This is a genomic window from Radicibacter daui, from assembly GCA_030657355.1.
GTDB lineage: Bacteria > Pseudomonadota > Alphaproteobacteria > Radicibacterales > Radicibacteraceae > Radicibacter > Radicibacter daui.
This window is the reverse complement of record CP131056.1, coordinates 3,264,734-3,291,271: the sequence shown is the minus strand read 5'-3', so window position 1 is coordinate 3,291,271 and position 26,538 is coordinate 3,264,734. Positions and strand designations below refer to the sequence as shown.

At 64.1% G+C, this 26,538-nt stretch carries 26 protein-coding genes; 11 read left to right on the top strand and 15 right to left on the bottom strand.

Features of this window, described 5'->3' with window-relative positions; translation table 11 throughout:
* Window positions 1–21 precede the first annotated feature (21 nt).
* Window positions 22–528 carry a GNAT family N-acetyltransferase gene (locus QTL98_RS15435; RefSeq protein WP_445679358.1) on the top strand — a complete coding sequence of 169 codons (507 nt, stop codon included), beginning with the start codon at window positions 22–24 and terminating at the stop codon, window positions 526–528.
* A 2-nt stretch (window positions 529–530) separates the two neighbouring features.
* Here the strand turns inward: QTL98_RS15435 and QTL98_RS15430 are convergent, their stop codons facing one another.
* The 9 genes from QTL98_RS15430 to QTL98_RS15390 form a co-directional block, all read right to left on the bottom strand.
* Window positions 531–2,672, bottom strand: a complete 2,142-nt coding sequence (locus QTL98_RS15430; RefSeq protein ID WP_445679357.1) for a putative bifunctional diguanylate cyclase/phosphodiesterase — start codon at window positions 2,670–2,672, stop codon at window positions 531–533.
* A gap of 222 nt (window positions 2,673–2,894) precedes the next feature.
* Entirely contained in the window at window positions 2,895–5,063 is a 2,169-nt protein-coding gene (locus QTL98_RS15425; protein WP_445679356.1) for an FUSC family protein, read from the bottom strand.
* A 117-nt stretch (window positions 5,064–5,180) separates the two neighbouring features.
* On the bottom strand, window positions 5,181–5,843 hold the full coding sequence (locus tag QTL98_RS15420; protein WP_445679355.1) for a MarC family protein: 663 nt from the start codon (window positions 5,841–5,843) through the stop codon (window positions 5,181–5,183).
* Window positions 5,844–5,968: 125 nt separating this feature from the next.
* On the bottom strand, window positions 5,969–6,751 hold the full coding sequence (locus tag QTL98_RS15415) for a TIM barrel protein (RefSeq protein ID WP_445679354.1): 783 nt from the start codon (window positions 6,749–6,751) through the stop codon (window positions 5,969–5,971).
* Between the two features lie 92 nt (window positions 6,752–6,843).
* Complete coding sequence (locus tag QTL98_RS15410; RefSeq protein WP_445679353.1) at window positions 6,844–7,644, bottom strand: ATP-binding cassette domain-containing protein; 801 nt, start codon at window positions 7,642–7,644, stop codon at window positions 6,844–6,846.
* A 2-nt stretch (window positions 7,645–7,646) separates the two neighbouring features.
* Window positions 7,647–8,768, bottom strand: coding sequence for an ABC transporter permease (locus QTL98_RS15405; RefSeq protein WP_445679352.1), 1,122 nt, complete (start codon window positions 8,766–8,768; stop codon window positions 7,647–7,649).
* 144 nt (window positions 8,769–8,912) lie between these two features.
* On the bottom strand, window positions 8,913–9,860 hold the full coding sequence (locus QTL98_RS15400; RefSeq protein ID WP_445679351.1) for a sugar ABC transporter substrate-binding protein: 948 nt from the start codon (window positions 9,858–9,860) through the stop codon (window positions 8,913–8,915).
* A 339-nt stretch (window positions 9,861–10,199) separates the two neighbouring features.
* Window positions 10,200–10,751, bottom strand: a complete 552-nt coding sequence (locus QTL98_RS15395; protein WP_445679350.1) for a TetR/AcrR family transcriptional regulator — start codon at window positions 10,749–10,751, stop codon at window positions 10,200–10,202.
* Between the two features lie 33 nt (window positions 10,752–10,784).
* Window positions 10,785–11,249 carry a nuclear transport factor 2 family protein gene (locus QTL98_RS15390; RefSeq protein ID WP_445679349.1) on the bottom strand — a complete coding sequence of 155 codons (465 nt, stop codon included), beginning with the start codon at window positions 11,247–11,249 and terminating at the stop codon, window positions 10,785–10,787.
* 219 nt (window positions 11,250–11,468) lie between these two features.
* Between QTL98_RS15390 and QTL98_RS15385 the strand changes: the two genes are divergently transcribed.
* The 6 genes from QTL98_RS15385 to QTL98_RS15360 all read left to right on the top strand — a co-directional run bounded on the left by QTL98_RS15385 (window position 11,469) and on the right by QTL98_RS15360 (window position 17,296).
* Entirely contained in the window at window positions 11,469–12,719 is a 1,251-nt protein-coding gene (locus QTL98_RS15385) for a 3-phosphoshikimate 1-carboxyvinyltransferase (protein ID WP_445682165.1), read from the top strand.
* A gap of 23 nt (window positions 12,720–12,742) precedes the next feature.
* Window positions 12,743–13,411 (top strand): response regulator, encoded by a 669-nt coding sequence (locus QTL98_RS15380; RefSeq protein WP_445679348.1) that lies wholly within the window; start codon window positions 12,743–12,745, stop codon window positions 13,409–13,411.
* A complete protein-coding gene (locus tag QTL98_RS15375; RefSeq protein WP_445679347.1) occupies window positions 13,408–14,745 on the top strand; it encodes a sensor histidine kinase in 1,338 nt (445 codons plus the stop codon). The genes QTL98_RS15380 and QTL98_RS15375 overlap by 4 nt, the downstream gene beginning before the upstream one ends.
* Window positions 14,746–14,839: 94 nt before the next feature.
* Window positions 14,840–15,565: a glycosyltransferase family 2 protein gene (locus QTL98_RS15370; RefSeq protein ID WP_445679346.1), complete on the top strand. Its 726-nt coding sequence runs from the start codon at window positions 14,840–14,842 to the stop codon at window positions 15,563–15,565.
* A gap of 12 nt (window positions 15,566–15,577) precedes the next feature.
* Window positions 15,578–15,865, top strand: a complete 288-nt coding sequence (locus QTL98_RS15365; protein ID WP_445679345.1) for a lipid-A-disaccharide synthase N-terminal domain-containing protein — start codon at window positions 15,578–15,580, stop codon at window positions 15,863–15,865.
* A gap of 15 nt (window positions 15,866–15,880) precedes the next feature.
* Window positions 15,881–17,296, top strand: coding sequence for an ArnT family glycosyltransferase (locus QTL98_RS15360; protein WP_445679344.1), 1,416 nt, complete (start codon window positions 15,881–15,883; stop codon window positions 17,294–17,296).
* 96 nt (window positions 17,297–17,392) lie between these two features.
* Here QTL98_RS15360 and hmpA read toward each other — a convergent pair whose 3' ends face one another.
* Together hmpA and QTL98_RS15350 are read right to left on the bottom strand one after the other, a co-directional pair.
* Window positions 17,393–18,607 (bottom strand): NO-inducible flavohemoprotein, encoded by a 1,215-nt coding sequence (gene hmpA / locus QTL98_RS15355; RefSeq protein ID WP_445679343.1) that lies wholly within the window; start codon window positions 18,605–18,607, stop codon window positions 17,393–17,395.
* A 236-nt stretch (window positions 18,608–18,843) separates the two neighbouring features.
* Window positions 18,844–19,749, bottom strand: a complete 906-nt coding sequence (locus QTL98_RS15350; protein ID WP_445679342.1) for a LysR family transcriptional regulator — start codon at window positions 19,747–19,749, stop codon at window positions 18,844–18,846.
* 161 nt (window positions 19,750–19,910) lie between these two features.
* Between QTL98_RS15350 and QTL98_RS15345 the strand changes: the two genes are divergently transcribed.
* The 3 genes from QTL98_RS15345 to QTL98_RS15335 all read left to right on the top strand — a co-directional run bounded on the left by QTL98_RS15345 (window position 19,911) and on the right by QTL98_RS15335 (window position 24,019).
* Window positions 19,911–21,008: an HlyD family secretion protein gene (locus QTL98_RS15345; protein WP_445679341.1), complete on the top strand. Its 1,098-nt coding sequence runs from the start codon at window positions 19,911–19,913 to the stop codon at window positions 21,006–21,008.
* Between the two features lie 43 nt (window positions 21,009–21,051).
* Complete coding sequence (locus QTL98_RS15340) at window positions 21,052–22,674, top strand: MDR family MFS transporter (RefSeq protein ID WP_445679340.1); 1,623 nt, start codon at window positions 21,052–21,054, stop codon at window positions 22,672–22,674.
* Between the two features lie 70 nt (window positions 22,675–22,744).
* On the top strand, window positions 22,745–24,019 hold the full coding sequence (locus tag QTL98_RS15335) for an adenylate/guanylate cyclase domain-containing protein (RefSeq protein WP_445679339.1): 1,275 nt from the start codon (window positions 22,745–22,747) through the stop codon (window positions 24,017–24,019).
* Here QTL98_RS15335 and QTL98_RS15330 read toward each other — a convergent pair.
* Window positions 24,007–24,474 (bottom strand): Rrf2 family transcriptional regulator, encoded by a 468-nt coding sequence (locus QTL98_RS15330; protein WP_445679338.1) that lies wholly within the window; start codon window positions 24,472–24,474, stop codon window positions 24,007–24,009. The two genes, QTL98_RS15335 and QTL98_RS15330, sit on opposite strands and share 13 nt — an antisense overlap.
* A 212-nt stretch (window positions 24,475–24,686) precedes the next feature.
* On the opposite strand from QTL98_RS15330, the gene QTL98_RS15325 reads away from it, so the two are divergent.
* On the top strand, window positions 24,687–24,992 hold the full coding sequence (locus tag QTL98_RS15325) for a putative quinol monooxygenase (protein ID WP_445679337.1): 306 nt from the start codon (window positions 24,687–24,689) through the stop codon (window positions 24,990–24,992).
* A gap of 17 nt (window positions 24,993–25,009) precedes the next feature.
* On the opposite strand, the gene QTL98_RS15320 is transcribed toward QTL98_RS15325, so the two are convergent.
* Genes QTL98_RS15320 through QTL98_RS15310 form a run of 3 tightly spaced genes read right to left on the bottom strand, consistent with a single transcriptional unit; the run spans window position 25,010 to window position 26,247 of the window.
* Complete coding sequence (locus QTL98_RS15320; protein WP_445679336.1) at window positions 25,010–25,423, bottom strand: GFA family protein; 414 nt, start codon at window positions 25,421–25,423, stop codon at window positions 25,010–25,012.
* Window positions 25,424–25,456: 33 nt separating this feature from the next.
* Window positions 25,457–25,921 carry an SRPBCC family protein gene (locus QTL98_RS15315; protein WP_445679335.1) on the bottom strand — a complete coding sequence of 155 codons (465 nt, stop codon included), beginning with the start codon at window positions 25,919–25,921 and terminating at the stop codon, window positions 25,457–25,459.
* Window positions 25,918–26,247, bottom strand: coding sequence for an ArsR/SmtB family transcription factor (locus QTL98_RS15310; RefSeq protein WP_445679334.1), 330 nt, complete (start codon window positions 26,245–26,247; stop codon window positions 25,918–25,920). Before QTL98_RS15310 ends, QTL98_RS15315 begins: the two co-directional genes overlap by 4 nt.
* Window positions 26,248–26,538: the final 291 nt, after the last annotated feature.

Genomic DNA, 26,538 nt, shown 5'->3' with positions numbered 1-26,538 from the left:
TCTCTGGCAAGGAGCAAACCCTTGATCACCACTGGCCGTTTGCTGCTTCGACCACCGGGAGTGGCGGATTTTGAGGGGATGCTGGAGGTCTGGATGAACAGCCCGGCACCGCCCGCTCGCCGCAGCCGGGAGGAGGTGTGGGCACGCCTGTTGCGCTTCATCGGTCACTGGCAGGTTTTTGGCTACGGCCCCTTCATGCTTGTTGATCGGCAGGCCGGCGTGCTGGTTGGTGAGGCGGGTTTCATGCGGTTCGAGCGTGGGCTCGGGCCTGACTGCGACGGCGCCGCAGAGGCGACATGGACAGTGATTGCCGGCCGCCGGGGCCAGGGGCTGGCGAGTGAGGCCATGAGGGCTGTCGCGGTCTGGTTCGATGCCGCGACCGGCATTGAGCGTACGATCACGATGATCGCCCAGGATAACCAGCCGTCCTTGCGGATCGCAGCAGGCCTCGGTTTTCGGGAATGGCGGCGGACAGTTTATGGAGAGGCGCCGGTCATGTTGCTGGAGCGCTTGCCGGGCATCGGGTGACGTCAGGCGGCGCCGGTGTCAGGGGCGCGCCGGTCCAGTGAATCGTGTCCGTGTTCCAGTGCCACCAGCAATTCCACCTCCGGCCCGCTGATGGGCCGGCCCAGCAGATAACCCTGCAAGTCCGTGCAGCCGATGCCGCGCAAATAGTCCGCCTGCTGCTCGGTCTCCACGCCTTCGGCCGTGGTCTTCAGGTTGGTGGTCTGGGCCAGGCGCACGATGGCCTCCACGATGGCCTGATCGTTGGTGGGCCGGTCGACGCCGAAAATGAAACGGCGGTCGATCTTGATGCGGTCGACCTTGAATTTTTGCAGATGGCCAAGCGAGGAAAAACCGGTGCCAAAATCGTCGAGGGCGACATGGATGCCGGCCTCGCGCAACGCTTCCACAGTCTTTTGGCACTGGCCGGTCTCATCGAAGAGCGCAGTTTCGGTGATCTCGATTTCGAGCTGCTGCGGCTCCAGCCCGGTCATGGCGAGTGTGGCCAGCACACGCTGGGCGTAGGAAGGGCAACGGATCTCGGCGGCAGAGGCGTTGACGGCGATAACCTTGCCCGGCCAGCGTCGGGCGGCCCGGCAGGCCTCCAGTAGCACGAACTCACCCAGCTCATGGATGAGGCCGGTTTCTTCGGCGATGGGGATGAAAAGTTCCGGGCTGATGGCGCCGCGCTGGGGATGGGTCCAGCGCGCAAGGGCTTCGGCGCCGGCAATTTCTCCCGATAACGCCTTGTAGACAGGCTGGTAGAGAACGCTGATCTGGCCCGGACTGGCGAGTGCTATGCGCAGGTCCGCTTCGAGCTGGCTACGCTCGCGTGCCCGGCGGTCCATGGAATTGCTGAAGCCGCAATAGCGGTCGCGCCCTTCCGATTTGGCCTGCAGCAGCGCTGTTTCGCCCCGGTGCGCCAGCTCGTCGCGGTCGGTGCCGTGCAAGGGCGCCATGACGAAACCGGCGCTGGCGGTTGCAAATATCTCGCGCTCATCGATCCGGAAGGGCTTGCGCGTGGCGGCAAGTACGCGTTCGCAGAATTGCTCGGCATCCTGCGGGCGGCGCGCAGACGCCAGGCAGATGAGAAAACTGTTGGCGCCAATGCGGGCGAGGCTGTCGCCGCTGCGTATCAGCCCCTGAAGCCGGGCTGCGTAATTGCGGATCAGATCATCCCCCGCGGCATGTCCAAGCAGGTCGTTTACCTGCTTGAAGCGGTCGAGATCGATGGTTACCAGGGCGAAGCTGAAGCCTGAGCCCAGTGTCTCGGCAAGGCGGGTGTCGATGACCCGGTTGATGCCGGTGCGATTGAGCAGCCCGGTCAGTTCGTCATGCGTGGCGGCGGCAAGAAGCCTTTGTTCCTTTTGGAAGTGTTTGCGCCGCAGGCGGCCCCAGGCGCACATGCCGAAAAAGACCAGCGCATTGCCGATCAGGACAAGGGTCAGCAGTACCGGCCGTTGCATCCGGTATTGTGTTGCCCCCGGCATGGTCGGGTTCCAGTGGAAATGGCCCAGCGCATCGCCACGGGCATTTTTCAGGACGAGTGAAGCAACTTCGTCGCTTTCCATGGGCGCAGAAGAAAAACTGAGCCCTGCGAGTTCGTAGCGCTCCGCCATGCGCTCCAGGAACCGGTCATCGAGATATCCGACGCCGACCAGCATGAAGGCATGCAGCAGGCGGCCGCTGCCGGCTGCGTCATCGGTGATGAAGGGTTTGACACTGACGATGGCCGGCCGGCCATCGATCACGGCGAAATCATACTCTCCGACGGTGCGCAGGGGCGGGGTGACCTGCGGAGCTTCGGTACTGGCCATCGCGGCGCGAAGCTTTTGCTCAAGCGGTGTGGCGGCCTGCCGAACGGCCTCGAAAGTGGCCGGAGGGGCGACTTTCTCGTCGATGTTAGCGTAGACCGGCTCACCCTCCGGGCTGAGGATGAAGGTGGCATCGAGGTTGATATAGCCGCGCATCCAGCTGCTGACGCGGCTGTCTACCCAACCCACATATCCGGCATTGAGCGCGCGGACCATGTCGTCGGAAATGGCGAGGCTCTCCTCGTCCTGCGCGATCTTGGCCGGCAGATCGGTAAAGGCGAGGGAAAGGAGATGGGTCTCCCGGGCAATGGATGCCGTGTCGGTCTGGCGAGCCGACCAGGCAAGAGAGGCCATCACGCCTGCGCTCAAGCCGGCGGAGACCATCAGTGCCGGCAGGGTGCGCCGGACGAAGTGCCGCCATCTGGTGATGATGCTCTTCCTTTGCTTTGCCGGAAGAGGAGCGGTCGGGATCGACCGGGCCGGCATAATTCGAACGATGTGCCCATGATAGGACACCCGTCGCCGGTCGGCGGGAGCACAGAGGTTCAGTTTCAGGCCCGCTAAGGACACATCGGGTTAGGCCCGGGCGGTATCCGTTCCGGTAGCCTGCTTAAGCATCAAGTTTATCTGCTGGATAAGCCGCCCGGTTCCGGCGCGGTCTATTTCGGGCAGCGTGTCGGGCTGCTCGATGGTGCCGATGAGCGGCGGCTCCCCGGTGCGCATCCAGCGAGCGACCTGGGAGAGGGCGGCCAGCATTTCTTCCGCCAGCCGGTGCAGGGCAGCGGACTGCCCAGGCGTAAGCGGCGCAAAACCGGCCAGCTCCAGCGACGTGGCAGTGCCGGCAACACTGCGCAAGGCCGAGACGATAGTCACGCCGGCCGTGAGCTGTGCCGTCAGCGTGCGGCGCTTCTGCAAGGGACGGCTCAGCAGGCGTTGAAGCCCCTCATTCGCATCGTTGTTATGCACGCTGGAAATTTGCCGCAGCTCGGAGAGCCGGGTTTCATCCGCAACGCCCATCGCCATCGCATGGAGCAGCGCTGCAAGGTAATTGCCGTGACTTTCCAGCGCCTTGGCGATGGCGCTCGCGGTGCGTCGGCTTTCGCTTTCCGGCCATAGCACGAGGCCGATGAGCACAGCGAGCAGGCCGCCGGCCACGCTGTTGACCCCCCGCGCCAGCGCGAGTTCAGCGGTGGCCGCCAGCGGCTGCTGCAGCTCCGCCACCAGAACGAACTGCGAGGTGATGAAGAAGGTAAAGAGCGCATAGCTGATGGGGCGGGCGGCAAAGCTGGCAATCGCCACAGGCAGGATGGCAAGCGCCTGCAAGGCCGGCGTCGGCAGGAGAATGCCGATGAGAGCTGCGCAGACCGACCCTGCGACGCTGCCCACAACCCGTTCCAGAGCGCGGGAAAAGGTGGAGGAAAGTGTCGGCTGGAGGATGAAGACCAGCGTCAGCGCCATCCAGTGCCCGTGTTCGATATTGAAGCCCTTGAAGAGCGCGACGGTCAGGGCCGTCGCAACGCCAAGGCGCAGGGCGTGGCGCAGGATGCCGGAGGAGCGGCGCAACTCACCCATCACATTCCTGAGCTGCTGGCGGTTCCGTTCGCCGACCGCCTGCAACAGGCTGGTGGAGGCGGGCGGGGCGTTCCGGCTTGCCGCTTGTGGCGCCTCCAGCAGCTCCAGCCCGGCGGCAAGCCGCGCATGCTGGCGGCGCACCAGCTGAAGCAGGGTTGCCGGCACATGGGCCGCCGGCTGGGCAAGTTCGCCGAGCGTTGTGTCGATAGCCGCGATCTGCGCCTCGAGCACGGCGCGGCGGGCTGCGTAGGGCCGGGCGATCTGCTGGCCCATCAACCGGTGGAAGGTGCCGAGCTGGCGCAGCAGGGTAGCACGGGCGGCATTGCCGGCGGCGTCCGCCGCGCCTTCCTCGACCTCGAACAGGTCGGCAAGGGCGATCAGCGTCGCAAACTCGCGCTCGATATGCTGGAGAAGGTGGCCGAGCGGGGCGGCACGTTCGGGATGGCGGCTGGCGGCAAGTTCGGCAAGGCGGGTCCGGGCGGCCTCGATCTGGCTGCGGACCTGGATGCGGTGATGGCCGAGAAGGTGGCTGAGGCGCAGCCGGTCGGCACCTTGCCGGCGCGCGAGCGAGGCCATATCGCCGGCCATGCGCGAGACGCCGCGATAGGCACCGGCAACCGCACCGGTGGCATGGCGCCAGGGGCGGCCGCGCCACACCAGCTGCGTGAGCAGGATGGCGGTCAGACCGCCGGCCAGAAAATAAAGACCATATTCGACGGAGTTGCCGAGGCTGCGCTCCGGCAAGGCGGTGGAGACGGCAAAGTCCGCCGCCAGCAAGGTGCCCACCAGCGTGCCCGCCGGCCCCAGCGCCCGCGCAAGGCCGGCGAGCGTGGCGCAGAGGAACGTCATCGGCACGGCGAGCCAGAGATAGTCTGCCGAAAGCCCGGCCAGCAGGCAGAAAAAGGCGCCGCCCACCCCGACCCAGACCATGACGGAGGCGCGCCGGCCCGGCGGGCCGCCGGGATCGCTGAGGCAGGTCCAGAACGCGGCCACGGCCGCCCAGCCGAGCAACGGCAGTCCGAGCGGGCGGGCCAGCAGGGCGGGCAGGGCACTGATGCAGGCGGCCACCAGCGCATCGGGCCATGAAATACGGTCCCGTGCGATGGCAAGGGCGGCGCGCAGCTGGCGGCGGATATGCGCCCTGAAGACGAGCAGGCGCCGCTGCACGCTCACCGGAAAGCTCCGGCGGGCAGGGCAGGCACAGGCAAGACAGGGGCGGGGCGCAGAAGCGTCATGGCGGGGCGACCATAACCGGCTTGCCGGCCGGTGAGGTAGCCCTTGTCCGGCATGTCACGAATGCAGGGAGCGAAGGGCATCGAGCGCGCCGGTGAGGCTGATCTGGATGCCGATGCACAGCAGCAGGAAGGCGGCGAGACGGGCGACGATGCGGGTGCGGCTGGAGCCTAGCCAGCCCTGCAGCCGGTCGGACCAGAGATAGGAGAGCCAGACTAGCAGCGCCACGGCCATCACGGCGCCGGTGGTGCCGAGGATGAAGCGCAGCAGGCCGGCGTCTGTGGCCGGGCGGCTGGCGCCGAGCGCGATAGCTACGGAAATGGTGCCGGGGCCGGTGGTGACTGGCATGGTGAGCGGAAAGAAAGCGATCTCGTCGCTGCCGGTGGCCTCGCTCGCCTGGTTTTCCTTGCGCTCTTCGTGTTTTTCCGGCGCGGAAAGCATCTGCCAGGCAGTGGCGGCCACCACCATGCCGCCGGCAAGGCGCAGCGCAGAAATGCTGATGCCGAAGAAGTTCAGCACATAGATGCCGACCCAGAGCGAGGTCAGCATGACGATGGCGGCATAGAAGGCGATCTTGCGTGACAGCAGCACCCGTTCGCCATGGGTGCGGTCTGCCGTTACCTGACTGAAGATCAGCGCGCCGCCGAACGGGTTGACGATGGAAAACAGGGCCGAGAAGGCGAGGAAAAAGTCCTGAAGCAGGCTGACCGACCACATCATCGCGCGGCTTCCCTTTCTTGCCCAACCAGCTTTTGGCCCGGCCCGTTTTTGTTGGCGGCAAGTGTGCCCCAACCTGCCGCGCGCCGTCTTGCTGGATTTTGCGAAGAAAGGGAAGTGCCAGGGCTTCAGAGGGTGAAGGCGGCCCGGAAGCGCTCCAGCGCCTTTTCGTCGTCGCCTGACGGCCAGGCCTCCAGCCCGATGGTGCCGGCATAGCCCATGGCGGCCAGTGCGCGCGCGATGGCGGGGTAGTTGATCTCGCCGGTGCCCGGCTCCATCCGTCCCGGCACGTCCGCCACCTGGATTTCGCCGATATGCGGCAGGGCCTGGCGACACAGCTCGATCAAATTCCCCTCGCCGATCTGGGCGTGATAGAGGTCGAGATTGAGCTTCAGGGCCGGGTGGTTCACCGACGCGACGAGGGCGATTGTATCCTCCGCCTTTGCAAACGGCGTCTTCGGGTGGTCGACGGCCTCGTTGAGGTTCTCCAGCACGAAGGTCACGCCCTCGCGCGCTCCGAGGTCGGCGATGCGGGCGAGCGTATCCCGCGCCTTGAGCCACATGGCGCCGGTTACTTTTTCGCTCTTCACCACGGGCAGGCCCTGACCGTCGAGGCCGGTGCCGTGGAGGTTGAGGCGCGGGCAGCCGAGCTCCTTCGCTACCGGGATCGACAGGGCAGCGGTGCGCAGCAACTCGTCGGCGCCGGCATCGTCTGCCAGCGTGCCGGTGATGTAGCCGGTCATGGAGGAAAAACGGGCGCCGGAGGCCGCGAGCGCCTTGATGTCATGTTTGGTCCAGTCCCAGATTTCGACATCGAAACCGAGGCCGGTGATGCGGCGGATGCGCTCGATCACCGGCAGGGGGCGAAAGACCATTTCGGCGCAGACCGCCAGGGTAAAGGGACCGGACATCGTCGGTTCTTCCTGCTCTGGGTGAATGGATCAACGGGGCGCCGAAGCGCCCCGTTTCTTAGCTGTGTCGGGAGGGGTGGTTGCGCTGGCGCCTACACCGTGCCGCCCAACTCGTGGGAGAGCACTTCCAGTTCCTTGCCGCCGGCCATCAGGTTCTGCAGCTCATCCATGGCAATCTCGCTCTTGGCGAAAGTGCCGAGTGTCTTGCCGCGGTTGAGGATGGTGAAACGATCTCCCACGGCATAGGCATGGCGCACATTGTGGGTGATGAAGATGACCCCTAGGCCCTTCTGCTGCACCTGGTGGATATATTTGAGCACCATGGAGGTCTGGGCGACGCCGAGCGCGGACGTCGGCTCGTCGAGGATCAGCACCTTGGCACCGAAATAGACCGCGCGGGCAATGGCAACGCACTGGCGCTCACCGCCCGAAAGGGTGCCGACGGCCTGATGCGGGTCGCGGATGTCGATGCCGATCTTGTGCATCTCCTCCCGCGTGACTTCGTGGCAATGCTCGAAATCGATGTGCCGGAAGGGCGGGAAGCCCTTCACCGGCTCCCGGCCCATGAAGAAGTTCCGCGTGATCGACATCAGCGGGATCATCGCCAGATCCTGGTAGACCGTGGCAATGCCTGCATCGAGTGCGTCACGCGGGCTGGCGAAGTTGACCGGCTCACCATCGACGCGGAAGTCACCGCTTGTCGGGCGCACCACGCCGGAAAGCGTCTTGATGAGGGTAGATTTGCCGGCGCCGTTATCTCCCAGCAGGCAAAGCACCTCGCCCTTGGAGACATGCATGGAGACGCCGGAAAGTGCGATGACGGAGCCGTAGTGCTTGACGATGTCGCGCACTTCGATGATCGGCGCCGCCTGATGGTTCTTGGTGTCGGCCATGATCAACGCTCCCCGGTAACCTTGCGGCGGATAAAGTTGTTGAAGAGCACGGCCAGCAGCAGCATCGCGCCGAGAAACACCTGGAACCAGTCGCTGTCGAAGTGGGTGTAGGTGAGGCCGATGGAGACGAAGCCGAAGATGATGGCGCCGAAGAAGGCGCCGATGGCCGAGCCGTAACCGCCGGTCAGCAGACAGCCGCCGATGACGGAGGCGATGATGGCCTCGAACTCCTTCTGGAAGCCACGGCGGGCGTCGGTGGAGCCGGCATCGAGCACGGTGATGATGGCGATGAGAGCGGCCGCGCAGGCGGTGAGCACGAAGAGGCCGGTCTTCACCCGGTCCACCGGCACACCGGAATTGCGCGCGGCGTTGGGATCGCCACCGGCCGCAAAGATCCAGTTGCCGATGCGGGTGCGCAGCAGCACCCAGGTGGCGAGCAGCGCGACGATGACGAACCAGATGATGGAGACAGGCACGCCGCTGACCTTGGGCACGCCATTATCGAACTTGTCGATCAGGTCATGTTCGGCAAGCCAGGTGAAAAGACCGCCGAGCGCATCACCCGAGAACATGCCGGCGAGCGCGCTGTCCGCAACCACATCATGAATGCCGCGCAGCTGGGTGGAGCCGCCGGTCGCCCATTTGAGGCCGACAAGGGTGAGGCCGCGCAGGATGAAGAGGAAGGCGAGTGTGACGATGAAGGAAGGCAGCCGGGTGCGGATGACGATCTGGCCGTTGATCGCGCCGATGAGGCCGGCACCGATCAGGGTCACGATGATCGCGCCCCACAGCGGCAGGCCGAGATTGACCAGCGCGACGCCGAAGATAAGGCCGGAAAAGGCGACCATCGAGCCGATGGACAGGTCGAACTCGCCGCCGATCATCAGCAAGGATGCGGCAATGGCGAGGATGCCGAGCTGTGCGGCGGGCTCCAGGATGGTCATCGCTCCGGCGAGCGAGAACATCGAACGATCGGCGGTGATGAAGAAGAAGGTGGCTACCAGCACAAGCCCGGCAAGGGCGCCCAGCTCCGGCCGGCGCATCAACTGGGTGACGAGGCCTGCCTTGCGCACCCTTTCATCTTGCCGAGGGGCAACGGCAGCTTTTTGCCCGGTGTCAGCCATAATGCCTCCCGACGGGGTTCGGCCATGAAGCGGCGCCAACCCCGGAAATTTCACATGTTTTGAGATGTCGAGGAGTGTGGCCTCCCGCCGGCCCGCCCCTGGAGGGGAAGGGCCGGCGGTACGGCACAACATTTCACGCAGGGATCAGCGGATACCCTTGGCGGACAGCTCCACCACCTGGGCGGCCTTGTCCTTGGTGATCAGGTTCGGGCCCGACGGAACGTCGCCGCCCGGGATCAGACCGTACTTGGCATAGTTGGTCAGGAAGACCACCGGCAGGTAACCCTGCAGGAACTGCTGCTGGTCGATGGCGAAATCAGCCTTGCCTTCGGACACGTCCTTCAGGAAGCCGGCCGAAAGGTCGAAGGTCGCGACATGGACCTTGCCGGCCTTGCCGACATCGCCAACCGCCTCAACCGAGGGCTCGCCCGCCGTACCGGCACCCAGTGCCATCACGGTGTCGATATCGCCGTTGGAGCTGAGGGCAGCCTTGACCTTGGCGCGAACATCGGTCGGGTCGTTCGAGACGGGCAGCACGGAGCTCTTGCCGCCGAAGCCGTCAGCAAAGCCCTTGCAGCGCTGGTCGAGGGAAACGTTGCCGACTTCCTGGTTGACGCAGATGGCAACCTTGCCGCCGAGGGACTTCAGCTTCTCGCCGGCGGCCTTGCCGGCGCTGTATTCATCCTGGCCGACATGCAGCAGGGCGCCCAGTTCCTTGGCAACGTCGGAGCCAGAGTTCATCGAGATAACGGGAATGCCGGCAGCGACGGCCTTTTTGATGGATGGGCCGAGCGCCGAGGCGTCGGGGATGGAAACGACGAGGCCGTCGGGCTTCTGGTTAACGGCGGCGTCGATCAGCTGGCTCATGGCCACCATGTCGAAGGTTTCCGGCGCGCGGTAATCCACCTGGACATTCATGTCCTTGGCAGCGGCGCTGACGCCGTTCTTCACCACCGACCAGAACGGGTCGTTGGCCTGGCCATGCGACACCACGACGATGTGGAGGTCGGCGGCCTGGGCGGCAACGCCCGAGACCAGCATTGAAGCAGCAACAGCCGCTCCGGCAAGGAGCGCCTTGAATCCGAATTTCATCTTGTCCTCCCTTTGCCCGCTCAAGACTCGTCAGGAGCCGGCAAGCTATTGATTTGATTGATTTGCTGCGGGGAGCAAACAATTCCAGAATACTATGGAGGGTCCGAAAATCAAGAATTCATTTCATTTGTCGTTGAAAACGGAATGTTCGTTTCGAAATTGAACCAAGCCGGCGGTTGGCGGCTCCCCGCGAAGGGCGCAGCACGGCAAGCCTGCAGGCAGGCGAAAGCTGTTCAGGGGCGGGCCGAATGGTGGAAAGGGTGGCGGTTTCAGCCTGCCGGTTTGCCGGGATCGCAACCGGCCTCAAATCGAAATGGCTGTTTCTTGTCGGCCGGCTGGTCAGCCGAGGCGTTGCGCGAGCCGGGCAAGGGTGCGCTGGAAGAGGGCCGGGTCATCGGTAGCGCGGGCGAGCACCAGCGCGCCCTGGATGGCCAGAACGACGTCCTCCGCAAGAGCGGTGGCTTCCGGGCGGGCATGGCCGCGCCGCTCCAGCGCGCCGGCGAGGGCGTTTATCCAGCGGGAAAAATAGCTGTTGATGGCGATGGCAAAACGGCTGCGCGTCTCGTCGAGGGCAAAGGCGCCGACAAGGCAGATGCGGTTGCCGGAGCGGAAATAATCGCCGGTTGCCGCCAGCATGCCGGTAATGCCGGCTTTGGGCTCCGCCGTGGCAAGCGGCGTAAAGACGTGAGTCTCGAACCAGCCATCGATCTCGGCCAGGACGGCCTCGGCCATCTCTTCCTTTCCACCGGGAAAGAAGTTGTAGAGGCTGCCTTTGCCGAGGCCGGTCTTTTCGGTGATGCGGGCAAGGCTGGCCCCCTCAAAGCCCCAGGTACGGAACGCCTCCCCCAGGAGGGGGATGGCATCGGCGCGTTCCAGAAGGGTGCGGGCCATGAGGGGCTCCTTTAAGTCGGTTGCCGGGAATGCTCAGAGGCCGAGATCGGTGAGGCCGGGATGGTCCTCGGGGCGCGAGGCGCTGCGATCCCAGTGGAACTTGCGGTCTTCCTCGCGGATCGGCAGGTCGTTGATGGAGGCATAACGCCGCGCCATCAAGCCCTCGCTGTCATACTCCCAGTTTTCGTTGCCGTAGGAGCGAAACCAGTTGCCGCTGTCATCATGCCATTCATAGGCGTAGCGCACGGCAATACGGTTTTCTGCGAAGGCCCACAGTTCCTTGATCAGGCGGTAGTCGAGTTCCTTTGCCCACTTGCGGGTGAGGAAGGTGACGATCTGGCTGCGGCCGTTCACGAACTCGCCGCGGTTTCTCCATTCGCTCTCCGGCGTATAGGCCAGCGCCACTTTTTCCGGGTTGCGGCTGTTCCAGCCATTTTCAGCGAGGCGCACCTTGCGAAGGGCGGTTTCACGGGTAAAGGGGGGCTTGAGGATTTCCATCACGGGCTCCATGGGAAAAGTATTTGTACCGAACGGTACGATAAATACCAATCGGTACAAGTGGGAGTCAAGCCCCTGCCGTACCCTTGCGTGTCGTCTTGCGATTGGGGATAAGCAGGGCACTGCCGCTAGCCAGTTGCCGGCAGGCATCAACGATCAACTGGCCGTGCCTGGCAGGCGCGGCCGGGATTGAAGGGACCCGACCCGATGGCCACTGCCATGCGCGAGACCGAAAAGACGATTGTGCCGCCCGGCCGTCCGCTGGTGGGGCGTGTTGCGCCTCCGGGGTCCAAATCCATTACCAACCGCGTCCTGCTGCTGGCAGCACTTGCCGAAGGCACCAGCCGCCTGACCGGCGCGCTCAAGAGCGACGATACCCGCTATATGGCCGCTGCCTTGCGCGACATGGGCGTGACGGTTGAAGAGCCGGATGACACCACTTTTGTCGTGACCGGCACCGGCCATCTGGCTGCACCGGGCAAGCCGCTGTTCCTTGGTAATGCCGGCACTGCCACCCGCTTCCTGACCGCCGCTGCCGCCATGGTGCATGGCGAGGTGGTGGTGGATGGCGACGAGCATATGCACAAGCGCCCCATCGCGCCGCTGGTGGCTGCCCTCACCACGCTCGGTGTCGACGCAGCCGCACCCACCGGCTGCCCGCCGGTGACGATTACCGGCAAAGGCGGTTTTCCGGGTGGCCGGGTGGAGATCGATGGCGGGCTTTCCAGCCAGTATGTCTCGGCCCTGCTGATGGCGGGCGCCTGCGCGGCAGCCCCCGTCGAGGTGGTGCTGACCGGTGCGGATATCGGCGCGCGCGGTTATGTGGACCTTACGATTGCGGCCATGGAAGCCTTCGGCGCCCGGGTGGCCGTCTCCGGTGCGGGCAGCTGGCGCATCGAGCCGACCGGCTACAAGGCCACCGATTTTGTAATCGAGCCGGATGCCTCCGCCGCCACCTACCTTTGGGCGGCGCAGGTGCTGACCGGCGGTGCCATCGATCTCGGCACGCCGGCCGATGCCTTTACCCAGCCGGATGCGCGGGCCTACAAGCTCATCTCCGCCTTTCCGCACCTGCCGGCCGTCATCGATGGCTCCCAGATGCAGGACGCAGTGCCGACGCTTGCCGTGCTGGCCGCCTTCAACAACACGCCGGTGCGCTTTACCGGCATTGCCAATCTGCGCGTCAAGGAATGCGACCGGGTGGCGGCACTTTCCACGGAACTGGCGCGTATCCGGCCCGGCCTTGCCCATGAGGAAGGCGACGACCTGATCGTCTCCTCCGATCCGGCACTGGCCGGCCAGACGCTGCCGACGCGGATCGAAACCTATGCCGATCACCGCATCGCCATGAGCTTTGCGCTCGCCGGGCTGATGATCGGCGGCATTACCATTCTTGACCCCGGTTGCGTCGCCAAGACCTATCCGGCCTACTGGGACGAACTGGCCTCGCTGGGCGTGCAGTACGCCTGAGGGCTCGGGGAGGGCGGGCAGTCATGCGCCTGTTGCTGGTGGAAGATGACGAGCTGATCGGCGAGGGCCTGCAGAAGGCGCTGCGCCAGAGCGGCTTTTCGGTCAACTGGGCGCGGGACGGCGAGACGGCCTCGGCAACGTTGCGCGATGAGAGCTACGAACTCGTCATCCTCGATCTTGGCCTGCCCGACCGGCCGGGGCTGGAGCTGCTGGCAGAACTGCGCCAGCACGGCAATGCGGTGCCGGTGCTGATCCTGACGGCGCGCGATGCCGTCTCCGACCGGGTGGCGGGGCTTGATGCCGGGGCGGATGATTATCTGCTGAAGCCTTTTGCGCTGGAGGAGCTGGAAGCGCGCATCCGCACGCTGCTGCGCCGGCAGGCCGGGCAGGCTGCCGATGGGCTGTGGCTGCGCCATGGCAATCTGGCGCTCAACCAGCGCACGCATGAGGTGCTCTATAACGGGCACAAGGTGGCGCTCTCCGGCCGCGAATTCGCGCTGATGTATGCCTTCGTCAAGGCGCCGGGAGCCGTGCTCTCCAAGTCCCAGCTTGAAGACAGCGTCTATGGCTGGAACGAGGAAGTGGCGAGCAACGCTATCGAGGTGCATATCCACCAGCTGCGCAAGAAACTGGGCAGCGATATCATCCGCAACATCCGCAATGTCGGTTACCGCCTCGCGGAGGAGACATGATCTCGATCCGGCGCCGGCTGCTCGGCTCCATCCTGTCGGTGCTCGCCATCGTCATCGTTATTCTGGCGGTAGCGATGTTCTTCAGCGTGCGCCGCGAGATGGACGAGCTCTATGACCAGACCATGGAGCAGGTTGCCCTCGCCATCGCCCGCACCGGTATCAATGATGAGCTGAATCTCAACGATGCCCTGCCGAAGCGAGGCCGCTTTACCGGAGAGGACGAGTTCCTGATCCAGATCTGGCGTGGCGACACGCTGGCTTATTCGTCGCACGCTTCGGTCAAATTCCCGATGCAGGCGGCTGATGGCTCCAGCTACACCTACTTCAACCGCCAGCGCTGGAACTTTTACCGGCTTACCACGCCGCGCGGTGTCATCCAGATTGCCCAGAACCTGCACAAGCGGCACGGGGTGATCCGCGAGATCTACAATGTGCTGCTCTGGCCGATCCTCATCCAGTTTCCCATTCTGGCGGTACTTATCTGGCTGTCGCTGACATATGGGTTTTCGGCGCTGAGCCGAGTTTCCCGCCTGATCGAACGGCGCTCGGCGAGTTATCTCGAGCCGATCAGCCGGCGCGGCGTGCCGGTAGAAGTGCTGCCGCTGGTCGATCCGGTCAATGAGCTACTGGCCCGGCTGCGGGCTGCCTTTCAGAGCCAGCGCCACTTCACGGCCGACGCGGCGCATGAGCTGCGCACGCCCCTGACGGCCGTGCAATTGCAGCTGGATATCCTGCGCCGGGCTGGAAATGAGGAGGAGCGCAAGGATGCGCAGGCCGGCCTTGAAAAAGCGGTGGCCCGGCTTGGCCGCCTTACCGATCAGTTACTGGAGCTGGCACGTCAGGAGCCCGAGACACTGAGCCGGCCTTTCGAACCCGTCGATCTTGGCCATGTGCTGGCGGATTGTATCGACCATCTCCGGCCGTTGGCCGAAGCGCGGGAGATCAGCCTCAGTCTCGTTTCGCCTGGGTCTTTGCGCGTGCGCGGGAGTGCTGAACAGCTCGGTACGTTGTTCGGCAACCTCGTCAACAACGCCATCCTTTATACGCCGGGGCAGGGAAGGGTCGAGGTGTCCGCCCACGATGCCGGAGAGACGATTGTCGTGGAAGTGAACGACACCGGCATCGGCATTGCGGAGAAGGACCGGTTGCGCATTTTCGACCGTTTCTTTCGCATCGGCCGCAGTGAGGCTTCGGGTTCCGGGCTCGGCCTCTCCATCGTGAAGGCCATCGCCGACCTGCATGACATCGGGATCGAGGTGCTGGGTGGCAATCGGGGGGTGGGGACGCGCTTCGTTCTTACCCTTCAAAAATTGCACTGGCCGGGCGTTTCTTAAGTCTGTCTTAAGTTTCGTTTCCCATGGTCGCGGTCGAAGGCGGTGCGAAACCGCTCATCAGACGATCAGCCGCCACCTTATAGGGTACGAGCCCGTGATTTCAGTTGTCGTTCCTGTCCTGAATGAAAAGGACAATGTTGCTCCGCTTCTCGAGGAAATCAGCGCCGTGGCGCGCAAGGTTCCCGTCAGCGAGATCATCTATGTCGATGATGGCAGCACCGATGGCACCGGCGAGTTGCTGCGGGCGCTGAAGTCCCAGTATTCGGCTCTGCGGGTGCTTCAGCACAGCAAGCGCAGCGGCCAGTCCGCCGGTCTGTGGACGGGCGTGCGCGCTGCCGGCAACGACATCATCGTGACGCTGGATGGCGACGGGCAGAATGATCCGGCAGATATCGCGCTGGTTTATGAAGCTTATCGCGCGGCGGAGACCAACAGCACGGGCGTGATGGTGGCTGGCCAGCGCAAGGTGCGCAACGACAGCTTCGTGCGCCGTCTTTCCTCGCGTTTTGCCAACAAGCTGCGCTCGGCGCTGCTGCAGGACAACACCCGCGACACCGGCTGCTCGCTCAAGATGTTCCGCCGCAAGGACTATCTGGCTCTGCCGTACTTCGATCACATGCATCGTTTCCTGCCGGCGCTGATGATGCGCGAGCAGGTGAGGATCGTGCATGTCGATGTCTCCCACCGTCCGCGTACGCGCGGTGTTTCCAAATACGGCACCTGGGGCCGTGCGATTGTTGGCATCTCCGATCTTCTGGGCGTGCTCTGGCTGCAGAAGCGGCCCTTCGCCTTCCCGCAAGTCTCCGAAGATCTGAACTGAAGGCCAGGATCGATGTTCCTCTCCCTCTCTGCGGCGACCCTCGGCATCATCATTGGCTTTGTCGGTCAGACGCTTTTTTTCATGCGTTTCCTCGTGCAGTGGCTGGCTTCCGAAAAGGCCGGGCGCAGCGTGGTGCCGAATGCCTTCTGGTATTTCAGCCTCGGCGGCGGGCTCGTGCTGTTCCTTTATGCGCTCTGGCGCCAGGACCCCGTTTTCATCATGGGGCAGGGGGCGGGTCTGCTGATCTACGCCCGCAATCTCTACTTCATCCGCCGCAAGTCCCCGGCCACCCCGGCCTGACCTTCCGGAGTTTTCATGCTGGATAACAAAGCGCTGAGGGGCCTTGTGCCCCTCGTCGCCATGCTCGTCTTCTGTGCTGCGGCGCTGGCCTTCAGGCCCCTGCTGCCGATCGACGAGACACGCTACATGAGCGTCGCCTGGGAGATGCATCTGAAGCAGGGCTGGTTCGACCCGCTGACGATGAATTTCCAGCCCTATAGTCACAAACCGCCCTTGCTGTTCTGGCTCATCAACCTGTCCTGGGCGGTCTTTGGCGTGTCGCGCTGGGCGGCTCTGGTGCCGGTCGGGCTGGTTTCCGCCGGCGTCATCTATCTGACCGGCATTCTTGCCCGGCAGCTTTATCCGGACACCTTCGCCCGCCCGGAGCGGGTGTGGGCGGTGACCATCGCCAGTGTGCCGGTGCTGGTCTATGGCACGCTCATGATGTTCGACATGCTGGTGGCACTCATCGTGCTCGGCTGTCTCATCACCCTCCACAAATACCGGCATGACCGGCGCCCGCGCTTTGTGTGGCTGCTGGGGCTGCTGCTCGGCATCGGCGTGCTCGCCAAGGGGCCGGTGGCCTATCTCTATGTCGGGTTCCCGCTGCTCTGTGCACCGGTCTGGTCGCGCGAGTTCGACAATCTCAGGGGCTGGTATCTGTCCTGCCTCTCTGCGGTGCTGATCTCGCTGCTACCGATCCTGCTCTGGCTCATTCCGGTCCTGCGCGAGTCCAGCAGCGGTTTTGCCTTCTGGCTGCTGTGGAACCAGACGGCCGGTCGCATCACCGGCAATTTCCAGGCGGCGCATGTCCGTCCGATCTGGTTCTACCTGCAGCTCCTGCCGGTCATGCTTCTCCCGTGGATCTTCTTCCCCCAGCTGTGGCGGAATTTTTCGACCACGCTCCGGACAACCTGGAACGACCCCGCCCTTGGGGAAGGGACGCGGTTTCTGGCCGTCTGGATCGTGCCGGTGTTCTTTGCCTTCACCTTCATCAGCGGCAAACAGCCCCACTATCTGCTGCCACTGGTTCCGGGCGCGGCGATCTTCGTGACCCTGTGCCTAGGGCGCCTCTCCACCCGCACGCTGGTAATCACGGCCCTTGCCATGGGCGCGCTGATCATCGTTGGCCAGGGAGCCGCCAAGCACCTGCTGCTGCACCGCTACAAGATGGAGCCGCTGGCGGAGTTCATCCATGAGCATCACGATCGGCCCTGGGCTTATGTGAGCAACTACAATGCCGAGTTCGGCTTCATTGGACGGCTGGAAATCCCGCTTGAGGATGTGCCCGCCAATCAGCTGAAAGGCTGGTTGCAGGAACATCCCGGCGGCCTTGCGATCATCCGCTACCGCGACAAGAAAGAAACGCTGGGCTGCAAGGACCTGCTGGATATTCCCTATCGCAGCGGCCGCATGGGAGCCTTCGACTGTTCCGAAGCTTTCGGCAACTGAAGGGCGGAATAGAAAACCCCCGCGAGGCGCCCGTCTCGCGGGGGTTTTTCATGTCCGGCTTCCTCTTCTCGAAGAACCGGGCATGATTTCCCGGCCTCAGGCGGCGATCACCTCGTCTGCCGGACCGAAGAACTCATAGTGAATGCGATCCGCGGCCACGCCGACGCTGGCAAGCGCTGGCACCATGGCCTTCAGGAATGGGCGCGGGCCGCAGAGGAAGTAGTCGGCATTGGCCACTGGCGTGTTGGCGGCAAGCCAGCCGGCGGTAATGAAGCCGTCAACATCATGGGTCTCGCCCGCCCGGTCGCCCTCTGCGGGTTCGCTGTAGAAGGTGGCAACCGAGAGGCCGGGGCGGCTGGCGGCAAGGCTGCGCACATGTTTGTCCATGGCATGGGTATGGCTGCCGAGCGTGCCGTGGATGAAGTGGGCTTCCAGCTCGGGATGCCGGGCCGCAATGGTCTCGATCATGCTGACCATGGGGGTCAGGCCCACACCGCCGCTCAGCAGCACCACCGGACGCAGCGGCTCGTCGGCGAGGTGGAAGTCACCGGCCGGGGGAGTGGCCTTGAGCGTGCTGCCAACCTCGACCAGGTCATGCAGGAACCGTGAGGCGGCGCCGTGCGCTTCCCGCTTCACGGAGATGCGGTAGGTTTCGCCGTTCGGGGCGCAGGAGATGGAGTAGTTGCGCTTGAGGGGCTGCGCGGCGCCAGGAACCTCGAAGCTGAAGGTCAGATACTGGCCGGCGCGGTGGCGCAGCACCTTGCCGCCATCGGCAGGCCGCAGCACGAAGGAGGTGATGGTGCTGCTTTCCGGCACCTTGGCCACCACCGCGAAATCGCGCCAGCCTTCCCAGCCGCCGTCACGGGCGATGATGGTGTCGCGGATCACCTGCTCCCGGCCCATCAGGATATGGGCAAGGAACCAGTAGGCCTCGCCCCAAGCTGCCAGCACCTCATCGGTGGCGGCTTCTCCGAGCACTTCCTTGATGGCGCCGAGCAAGGCGGCTGCCACGTAAGGGTAATGTTCCGGCAGGATGTGGTAGCCGATATGCTTCTGGGCAATGCGCTCCAGCGCACCCATCAGAACGCCCGGATTTTCGATGTTGCGGGCATAGGCAAGGATGGCGCCTGCCAGCGCCTGCACCTGGGTGCCGCCATCGCCATGATGTCCGTCGTTGAAAAGGGCGCGGATATGGGCGTCCTCAAACAGGCGGCGATACATGGTGGCAGTGATGGTCGGCCCGTGATCGGCAAGGGCCGGTACGCATGCCTTGACGATGGCGATGGTTTGCGGGCTCAGCGACGTGGTCATTTGAAACTCTAGCTCCCCTTGGGTGACTGCAGGATCCGGTTGGTTGCCGCCAGATGCCTCGCGGGCAGCGGCGGGCTGGATGCATGCGGCTTCAGGGAAGTCGGCAGCAGATATGCTAAAACATGCATCAACGATGCATCTATTGTGATTGGATAAAAGATGCAATGAAAATACATCAATAAGAATGCGAACTGATCCAGGGCGAACCGGTTCCCGTTCTGCCTGTCCCGGTAACCTTATGAATTCATTGCGTGGCGATGGCGGGCGAAGCCTTCGGCCAGCAGGTCGATGAAACTGCGCACCTTGCTGGAGAGATGCAGCCGGTGGGGGTAGACGGCATTGATAGTGAATTCGACGGGCTCATAATCCTCCATGAGTCGGACCACCCGGCCGGCCCTTACATCATCGCCCACCACAAAGCTGGGCGCGAGAAACAGGCCGCTGCCGGCAAGGCAGGCCTGGCGCAGGGTTTCTGCACTGTTGGTCAGGAGATTGCCGCTGACACGGCCGGTGACGGTGGTGCCATCCGGCGCCACGAAGTGCCATTCGTCGCCGAAAGGGTAGAAGGGATAACGCAGGCAATTGTGGCGTGCCAGCTCGCCCGGATGCCGCGGCGCCCCGTGTTTTGCCAGATAGTCATGCGAGCAGACGAGGATGTGCCGCCAGCTCACCAGATGCCGGACGATGAGGCTTGAGTCCGGGGGCAGGGACGTACGGATCGCGAGATCTATCCCTTCCTCAACGAGGTCGACCGGACGTTCGCCGAACTGCATGTCGATGGTAACGTCCGGATAGGTGGCCAGATACTCGGTGATGATGGGGGAGATGAAGCGCACGAGGGCACCGCCGGCATAGAGGCGGAGCGTGCCGCGCGGTGTCGTTTGCAGGGAATGGGCGATGCGGTCGGCGTCTTCCAGATCGGCAAGGATCTGTGTTGTGCGTTCGTAATAAGCCTTGCCGACCTCGGTGAGGCTGACCTTGCGGGTCGTACGGTTCAGCAGGCGCGCGCCCAGATGCTCCTCAAGCGTGGCGACATGGTTGCTGACCATCGTCGTTGACATGTTGAGACGGCGGGCCGCCGCGGAAAAGCCGCCGGTTTCCACCACCCGGGCAAACACGGTCAGGCTGGTCAGCCGGTCCATGGCTTATTCTCCCCAATTGGGCTGATTATCCGCTCTCAGTGGATGATCCTTCCGATTTTTCCGCGATTATCACACAAGGCTTGGAAGCGCATCTTCCCGGATAACGAACTGTGATGCTGTTACAGCTGCCCTGGCGGTAGCTGTCAGAGGAGAACCGGAAGATGTCGAACACCACTGCCACCCCCGCCGATTTTGAAGCCGCCCCGGCTCCTGCGCGCCGCTTGCTGAAGCGCGGTGTGCTGGCACTCGTCCTGCTCGGCGGCGCGGCCGCTGCCGTCTATTATGGTTATGAGTACTGGACTGTCGGCCGTTTCCTCGAGAGCACCGACGATGCCTATGTGAAGGCGGATTATACGACGGTTGCCCCCAAGGTTTCCGGCTACATTACCGACGTGCTGGTGAGCGACAATCAGCCGGTAAAGGCGGGTACCGTGCTCGCCCGCATCGATGATCGCGATTTCCTCACCGCACTTGCCAGGGCGCAGGCAGCGCGCAGCGCCATTGAAGCCGGCATTCATAACCTCGACGCGCAGATCGCCCTGCAGCAATCCGTCATCGCCGCTGCCGATGCGCAGATGGCCAGCCGGCAGGCAACGCTCGCCTTTGCCCGGCAGGACCGTAAACGCTACTGGGACCTGATGAAGACCGGCACCGGCACGGTGCAGAAGGCCCAGCAGTCCGATGCCGCCCTGCGCGAGGCGGAAGCGGCACTTTCCGGCAGCAATGCCGATCTGGAGGCGGCGCAGAAGAAGGTGGATGTGCTGCGCACCCAGCGTGCACAGGCTGATGCCCAGCTGGCCGAGGCTGCTGCGCAGGAAAAGCAGGCCGAGCTCAATCTTTCCTATACCACCATCACGGCGCCGGTAGAGGGCACGGTCGGCGCGCGCACGCTTCGGGTTGGCCAGTTCGTGCAGGCCGGCACCCAGTTGATGGCGGTGGTGCCCCTGCATGCGGCCTACATCGTGGCCAATTTCAAGGAAACCCAGCTCGGCAATGTCAGCGCCGGCCAGCCGGTCGAGATTGCCGTCGACGCCCTGCCGGATTTGAAGCTCAAGGGCCATGTTGACAGCATGTCGCCGGCCAGCGGGCTCGAATTCTCGCTGCTGCCGCCCGATAACGCGACCGGCAACTTCACCAAGATCGTCCAGCGTATCCCGGTCAAGATCGTGCTCGATAGCGATTCCGCCGAGGGCCTGCTGCGCTCCGGCATGTCGGTCGAGCCGGTGATCGATACGCGCGCCGCCGCTTCGGCTGGCTGAGCGGCTTTTCAACTCTTCTCTTCCGTCAAGGGAGTGTCAGGTGATGTCCAGCACCGTGCTTGCTGGCGAAGGCCCGCTGCGTTCAGCGCCGGCCCCCGCTTCCAGCGCTGCCAGCCATCCGGAAACCAGCCTCAAGACCTGGATTGCCGTTATCGGCTCGACGCTCGGCGCCTTCATGGCCGTGCTCAATATCCAGATCGTCAATGCCTCGCTGGCCGATATCCAGGGCGCCATCGGCGCCGGCATCGATGATGGTGGCTGGATTTCCACCGCCTATCTGATCGCCGAGATCGTCGCCATTCCGCTGTCTGGCTGGGCGGCGCAGGTTTTCTCCGTCCGGCTTTATCTGCTGACCAACGCGGTACTGTTCCTCATCTTCTCGGCGGCCTGCGCCTTCGCCCAGAATCTGGGGCAGATGATCGTGCTGCGTGCCATCCAGGGGTTTTCCGGCGGCGTGCTGATCCCGATGGCGTTCACCATCATCATCACGCTGCTGCCACGCCAGCGCCAGCCCATCGGCCTTGCGCTCTTTGCGCTGTCGGCCACCTTCGCCCCGGCCATCGGCCCCACCATCGGCGGGTATCTGACCGACAACTGGGGCTGGGAATATATCTTCTACGTCAACCTCCTGCCGGGTGCGCTGATGCTCACCATGCTGTGGTTCTCGCTGGAGCGGGGGCAGATGCGCCTCTCGCTGCTGCGCCAGGGCGACTGGCCCGGCATCATCACCATGGCCATCGGCCTTGGCGCGCTACAGACGGTGCTGGAGGAAGGCAACAAGGACGACTGGCTGGGTTCGCCCTTCATCCAGCGCATGTCGGCGATTGCCGCCGTGGCGCTCGGTCTCTTCCTGTGGCGGGAGCTGACGGCCAAGAAGCCGCTGCTCAACCTGCGGCTTCTGCTTCGGCGCAATTTCGGCTTCGGCATGATTGCCAACTTCCTGCTGGGCATTGCGCTCTATGGCTCGGTCTTCATCCTGCCGCAGTATCTCTCGCGCATTCAGGGCTACAACGCCGAGCAGATCGGCGGGGTGCTGGCCTGGACCGGCCTGCCGCAGCTGATCCTCATCCCGCTGGTGCCGAAGCTCATGAAGCGCATCGACCCACGGCACATGATCGTCTTCGGCTTTGCGCTCTTTGCGCTCAGCAACTTTCTCAACACCGGCATGACGCCCTTTTACGCGGCCGACCAGCTGCTGATGCCCAACATCGTGCGTGCCATCGGTCAGGCGCTGATGTTCGCCCCGCTCTCCGCGGTCGCGACAGCGGGCATCGAAAAGGAGAATGCGGGTTCCGCCTCCTCGCTCTTCAACATGATGCGCAATCTGGGCGGCGCAGTGGGGATCGCCCTCCTGCAAACCTTCCTCGCCAAGCGCGAGCAGTATCACTCCAACGTGCTGACCCAGTCAGTCTCGCTGTTCGAGGAAGCGACCCGCGAGCGCCTGCACAAGCTCACCGCCTATTTCCTGTCGCATGGCGTGGCCGATCCGGCAGCTGCCCAGCACAAGGCGGCGATTGCCATCGGCGCCGTGGTGCGCAAGCAGGCATACATCATGGCCTTCAGCGATGCCTTCTATCTGCTGGGTGTGGCGCTGCTGGTGGCTCTTGTGTCCTCGCTCTTCTTCAAAAAACCGTCCGGTGCGATAGGCGGGGGCGGAGCGCATTAGGCTCCGCCGTCGCCCCTACCGAACCGTCGTATTCACAGAGCCTTCAAGCCCCTTTCGTGGAGGAAGTGCCATGACCCGAAACCCCGAAGCCGCCCCGGCCGGCATCGATCCGCACGCCATCCTCGATGTGGTGGAGTGGCTTGCCGGCGATGAATGTCATGGGCTCGACGATGCCGGACTGGTGGCGGGGCTCGGGCGGCGCCTGCAGGCGGCCGGGTTGCCAATAGACCGGCTGACCCTGCATTTGCGCACGCTTCATCCGGAGATACTCGGCCGCTCGATCGCCTGGTCGCCGGGCGAACCGGTGGAAATCCATGACCGCGAGCACGGCATGGATGTTTCCGCCGCCTTTGCAGGCAGCCCGCTTCGCACCGTGATGGAGCGCCGCGAGACCCTCGGTGTGCGGTTCGATGAAGGGCCGGAAGAGCCGTGGATGACGATCGACGTCTTTCGCGGGCGAGGGCTGGTGGAAATGATGGCAGTGCCGCTCTGCAACCTTGATGGTCCGGTGAGCGCGGCGGCCTTCTGCACCGCAAGGCCCCGCGGCTTCAGCGACAATGAGCGTATGGCGCTGGAGCGTATGCTGCCGGCGCTACGCACGGTGTGTGAGTTGCGAACGTTGCGGCAGACGGAGCTGACCTTGCTCGATACCTATATTGGTCCGGCGACGGCTCGCCGCATTCTGGCCGGCAAGGTTCGGCGGGGGGAGGTGGAGACGCTGGAAGCCGCCTTCCTGCTGTGCGACCTGCACAGCTTTACCGAACTTTCCAACCGGCTGCCGGCGGGTGCGGTGCTTGATCTGCTCTCCCGTTATTATGACCGGGTGGTGCCGGCCATCGCGGCTGAGGGCGGGGAGGTGCTGAAATTCATGGGAGATGGCGTGCTTGCCTTCTTCCACCGCGAGCAGGCGGTAGCGGCCTGTGCGGCCGCGCTGCGCAGCGCACTCTCCAGCCTCGGGGCACTGGACCGGATGCGGGGCAAGGAGGGGGATCCCCTGCAGGCCAGCATCGCCCTTCATTTCGGGGCCGTGAGCTATGGCAATATCGGCTCGGGCCAGAGGCTGGATTTCACGCTGGTGGGGCCGGACATCAACCTCTTGAGCCGTATCGAGACCGCCTGCGGGGCCTCGGGCCACCCGCTGCTGATGTCATCGCGCTTTGCCGGCCTGCTGCCGGCGGACCGGTCGCGGGCGGCAGGCCATTTTGCCCTCAAGGGTTTTGCCGAACCGGCGGAGCTCTGGAGCCTGCATGAGCCGCCCTGGTGTTATGCCGATTTCCATCGCCCGCGCCCTTCCCAAGGGACGGCAGCGAGCGCGCCCGAAGCCGTTACCGTTCAGCCGGTGTGAACCGCAGGTGCCGGCAGGGGGAGGTTGAGAAGCGCCGCCAGACTGCGGCGCGGCTTGATGACGTCCGCCAGGGTGTAGTCATCCAGCACGCTCATGAAGGCGCTGAGTGCTTCCGCCAGCGCCGGGCGCAGCAGGCAGGCCGGGGTGAGGCAGCAAGCGGCGGCACCGTCCGGGGCAAAACATTCGGCAATCTTGAACTCGGCCTCAGTGGTGCGCACCACGTCGCCAACCACGATCTCCTCCGGTCGCCGCGACAGGCGGATGCCGCCGGTGCGACCGCGTACGCTTTCGACGAACCCCTGCGCAGCCAGCTGGTTCACGATCTTCATCATGTGATTTTTGGAGATGCGGTAGGCGTCCGAAATCTCCTTGATCGTCGAAAGCTCACCTTCCGGGCGCAGCGCCACGAAGACGAGCGCCCGCAGGGCATAGTCTGTGTACATGGAAAGATGCATGAGGGGTCCGCCAGCGCGCCTAACAGGTATCAGGAATGCATCATATGGAGCGTCGGGCGCTGATCTCAATGGCAAAGAAAGGCTGCCCGTGGGTGCAAAAGGAGAGGGGGCTCCACTTCCGCTGCTTCCCTGAGCGGCAAAGAGCGATAAAACCTCTTTTCCGAAGGTGCCGCACCTGCCGGCACCGAGACGCCCTCCGGAGTTCATGCCCGATGCCGACGCCCGCCAAGATCACCGCCATCCTCACGGCCAAACCCGGCAAGGAGAGCGATCTGCTCGCCCTGATCGAGGCGATGGCGCCGCATTGCCGCAGCGAGCCCGGCAACCTGCGCTGGGACATCTGGCAGGATCAGTCCCAGCCCGGCCGTTATGTTCTGGATGAGCTTTATGTGGATGAGGCCGCCATTGCGGCCCACCGCCAGACGCCGCACTTCCTCGACTACCTGGCCCGGGTCGGCGACATTGCCGACCGGATGGCGATCGTCAGCACGCCGGTTTCTGTAGCGGACAAAGGCTGAAGCGCTCAAAGCGCTTCTTACATCGGCGGCATTTTTTCAAATTTCGGCAGGGCCGGGTCCAGCCGGTCCCAGGCGTGGCCGCGGGAGGTATAGGTCACCACCTGCGGCTGGTAGCGTCCGGGATCGTCAAGGCTGGCGGCGCGGATGGTGAAGAACTGCGGCATGGCGGCAAAGGTCATGTAGACCGGTGATCCACAGTCCGGACAGAAGTGGCGCGTTTTGACGTTGCCGCTGTCTGCTACCATGTCCCAGCCTTTGGCAGTGCCGGTTAGCTCGACCGCGTCCCGCGGGAAAGTGAGGTGCGAGAGGTGCCCGGTGCCGCTCTCGCTTTGACAATCGCGGCATTGGCAATCGTTGGAAAAGATCGGCTCGCCGGCAATCCGGTAGCGCACGGCGCCGCAGGCGCAGCCGCCGGTATAGGCTTCTGCCATGGTTTCCTCCTGATTTGGGGGGCTTTGGTGCGTTTAGTTCTGCGTGCCGGCCACTTCGCCGATGCGGGGCACCACCTTCTTCCAGCCTTCCCCCATGGTGGTGATGGCGCTCTCATTGCGCGGCAAGTCGAAGCCGGCATGGACGAGCCGCAGTTTCGTGCCGCCCGGCACTGCTGAGAGGGTGAAGGTGACGATGGTATCGAGCAGCGAGCCATAACCGACATTGGCGTCGTCCCCGCCGCGCCAGGCGTAGGAGAGGCGCTGATTTTCCACCACTTCCAGTACTTCGCAGCGGATGGTGCCATCCCAGGCGCCGGCCGGCTTGGTCTGGAAGGTAAAGCGCGTGCCGACTTCGGCCTTGAAGCCTGTGGGCGTCATCAGCCACAGCCCGACCCGGTCACCGTCGGTCAGCACGCTCCAGACGACCTCCGGCGCATGCGGCAGCACTTCCTCGACAAGGATCTGGCCGGTTTTGGAGGGGGTGGAAAGGTCGTTCATGGGTCGATGTCCTTGAGCAGGGAGCGAAGGCTGGCGAAACGCTCGCGCCAGAAGATGCCGTACAGCGCCATCCAGTCGACGAGCGGGGCGAGGCCGTGCGGTGCGGCGCGGTAATGCACCTTGCGCCCCTCCGGCCGGTCGAGGATCAGCCCGGCCTCTTTCAGGAGGCGCAGATGCTGCGAGATCGCGGACTGGGTGACGCCGCTGCCGGCGGTGAGTTCCGCCACCGTGATTTCCCCCGCCGTCACGATCCGCTCGAACACCGCCCGTCTTGTCGGGTCGGCGAGGGTGCGCATCACAGCATCAATGGCGTTCATGTCTGTCATGGTGAAATCATTAGTACAGGCTAATAGATTAGTCAACGCTAATGAATTAGATCCCGGTTATCTTTGAGTCTGCCTTGAATGCGGGCGCTGCAACCCCACATCTTCAGCAGTGGTGCAGCCGGGCCCGTGAGCCCCGTCAGCGCCAGCTCGCAAATCGGTAGCGCTGGCTCCCTGCTTGTGAAAGCGACGGTCTCGTCGCGACCCAGCAGGTGGAGCCTTGAAAATACCGCTTCTTTCCTCTCGGGGCTTGGTTGCCGCCCGGTGCATTGGCTCCGGAGCGAAGGCCGCGCG

Bases quoted from the DNA above. Each gene is read 5' to 3' on its own strand.
- QTL98_RS15430 (WP_445679357.1), bottom strand. From the start codon at position 2,672: ATGGCCTCTCTTGCCTGGTCGGCTCGCCAGACCGACACGGCATCCATT.
- QTL98_RS15420 (WP_445679355.1), bottom strand. From the start codon at position 5,843: ATGATGTGGTCGGTCAGCCTGCTTCAGGACTTTTTCCTCGCCTTCTCG.
- QTL98_RS15415 (WP_445679354.1), bottom strand. From the start codon at position 6,751: ATGTCCGGTCCCTTTACCCTGGCGGTCTGCGCCGAAATGGTCTTTCGC.
- QTL98_RS15410 (WP_445679353.1), bottom strand. From the start codon at position 7,644: ATGGCCGACACCAAGAACCATCAGGCGGCGCCGATCATCGAAGTGCGC.
- QTL98_RS15405 (WP_445679352.1), bottom strand. From the start codon at position 8,768: ATGGCTGACACCGGGCAAAAAGCTGCCGTTGCCCCTCGGCAAGATGAA.
- QTL98_RS15400 (WP_445679351.1), bottom strand. From the start codon at position 9,860: ATGAAATTCGGATTCAAGGCGCTCCTTGCCGGAGCGGCTGTTGCTGCT.
- QTL98_RS15395 (WP_445679350.1), bottom strand. From the start codon at position 10,751: ATGGCCCGCACCCTTCTGGAACGCGCCGATGCCATCCCCCTCCTGGGG.
- QTL98_RS15390 (WP_445679349.1), bottom strand. From the start codon at position 11,249: ATGGAAATCCTCAAGCCCCCCTTTACCCGTGAAACCGCCCTTCGCAAG.
- QTL98_RS15385 (WP_445682165.1), top strand. From the start codon at position 11,469: ATGCGCGAGACCGAAAAGACGATTGTGCCGCCCGGCCGTCCGCTGGTG.
- QTL98_RS15380 (WP_445679348.1), top strand. From the start codon at position 12,743: ATGCGCCTGTTGCTGGTGGAAGATGACGAGCTGATCGGCGAGGGCCTG.
- QTL98_RS15375 (WP_445679347.1), top strand. From the start codon at position 13,408: ATGATCTCGATCCGGCGCCGGCTGCTCGGCTCCATCCTGTCGGTGCTC.
- QTL98_RS15365 (WP_445679345.1), top strand. From the start codon at position 15,578: ATGTTCCTCTCCCTCTCTGCGGCGACCCTCGGCATCATCATTGGCTTT.
- QTL98_RS15360 (WP_445679344.1), top strand. From the start codon at position 15,881: ATGCTGGATAACAAAGCGCTGAGGGGCCTTGTGCCCCTCGTCGCCATG.
- hmpA (WP_445679343.1), bottom strand. From the start codon at position 18,607: ATGACCACGTCGCTGAGCCCGCAAACCATCGCCATCGTCAAGGCATGC.
- QTL98_RS15350 (WP_445679342.1), bottom strand. From the start codon at position 19,749: ATGGACCGGCTGACCAGCCTGACCGTGTTTGCCCGGGTGGTGGAAACC.
- QTL98_RS15345 (WP_445679341.1), top strand. From the start codon at position 19,911: ATGTCGAACACCACTGCCACCCCCGCCGATTTTGAAGCCGCCCCGGCT.
- QTL98_RS15340 (WP_445679340.1), top strand. From the start codon at position 21,052: ATGTCCAGCACCGTGCTTGCTGGCGAAGGCCCGCTGCGTTCAGCGCCG.
- QTL98_RS15335 (WP_445679339.1), top strand. From the start codon at position 22,745: ATGACCCGAAACCCCGAAGCCGCCCCGGCCGGCATCGATCCGCACGCC.
- QTL98_RS15330 (WP_445679338.1), bottom strand. From the start codon at position 24,474: ATGCATCTTTCCATGTACACAGACTATGCCCTGCGGGCGCTCGTCTTC.
- QTL98_RS15325 (WP_445679337.1), top strand. From the start codon at position 24,687: ATGCCGACGCCCGCCAAGATCACCGCCATCCTCACGGCCAAACCCGGC.
- QTL98_RS15320 (WP_445679336.1), bottom strand. From the start codon at position 25,423: ATGGCAGAAGCCTATACCGGCGGCTGCGCCTGCGGCGCCGTGCGCTAC.
- QTL98_RS15315 (WP_445679335.1), bottom strand. From the start codon at position 25,921: ATGAACGACCTTTCCACCCCCTCCAAAACCGGCCAGATCCTTGTCGAG.
- QTL98_RS15310 (WP_445679334.1), bottom strand. From the start codon at position 26,247: ATGACAGACATGAACGCCATTGATGCTGTGATGCGCACCCTCGCCGAC.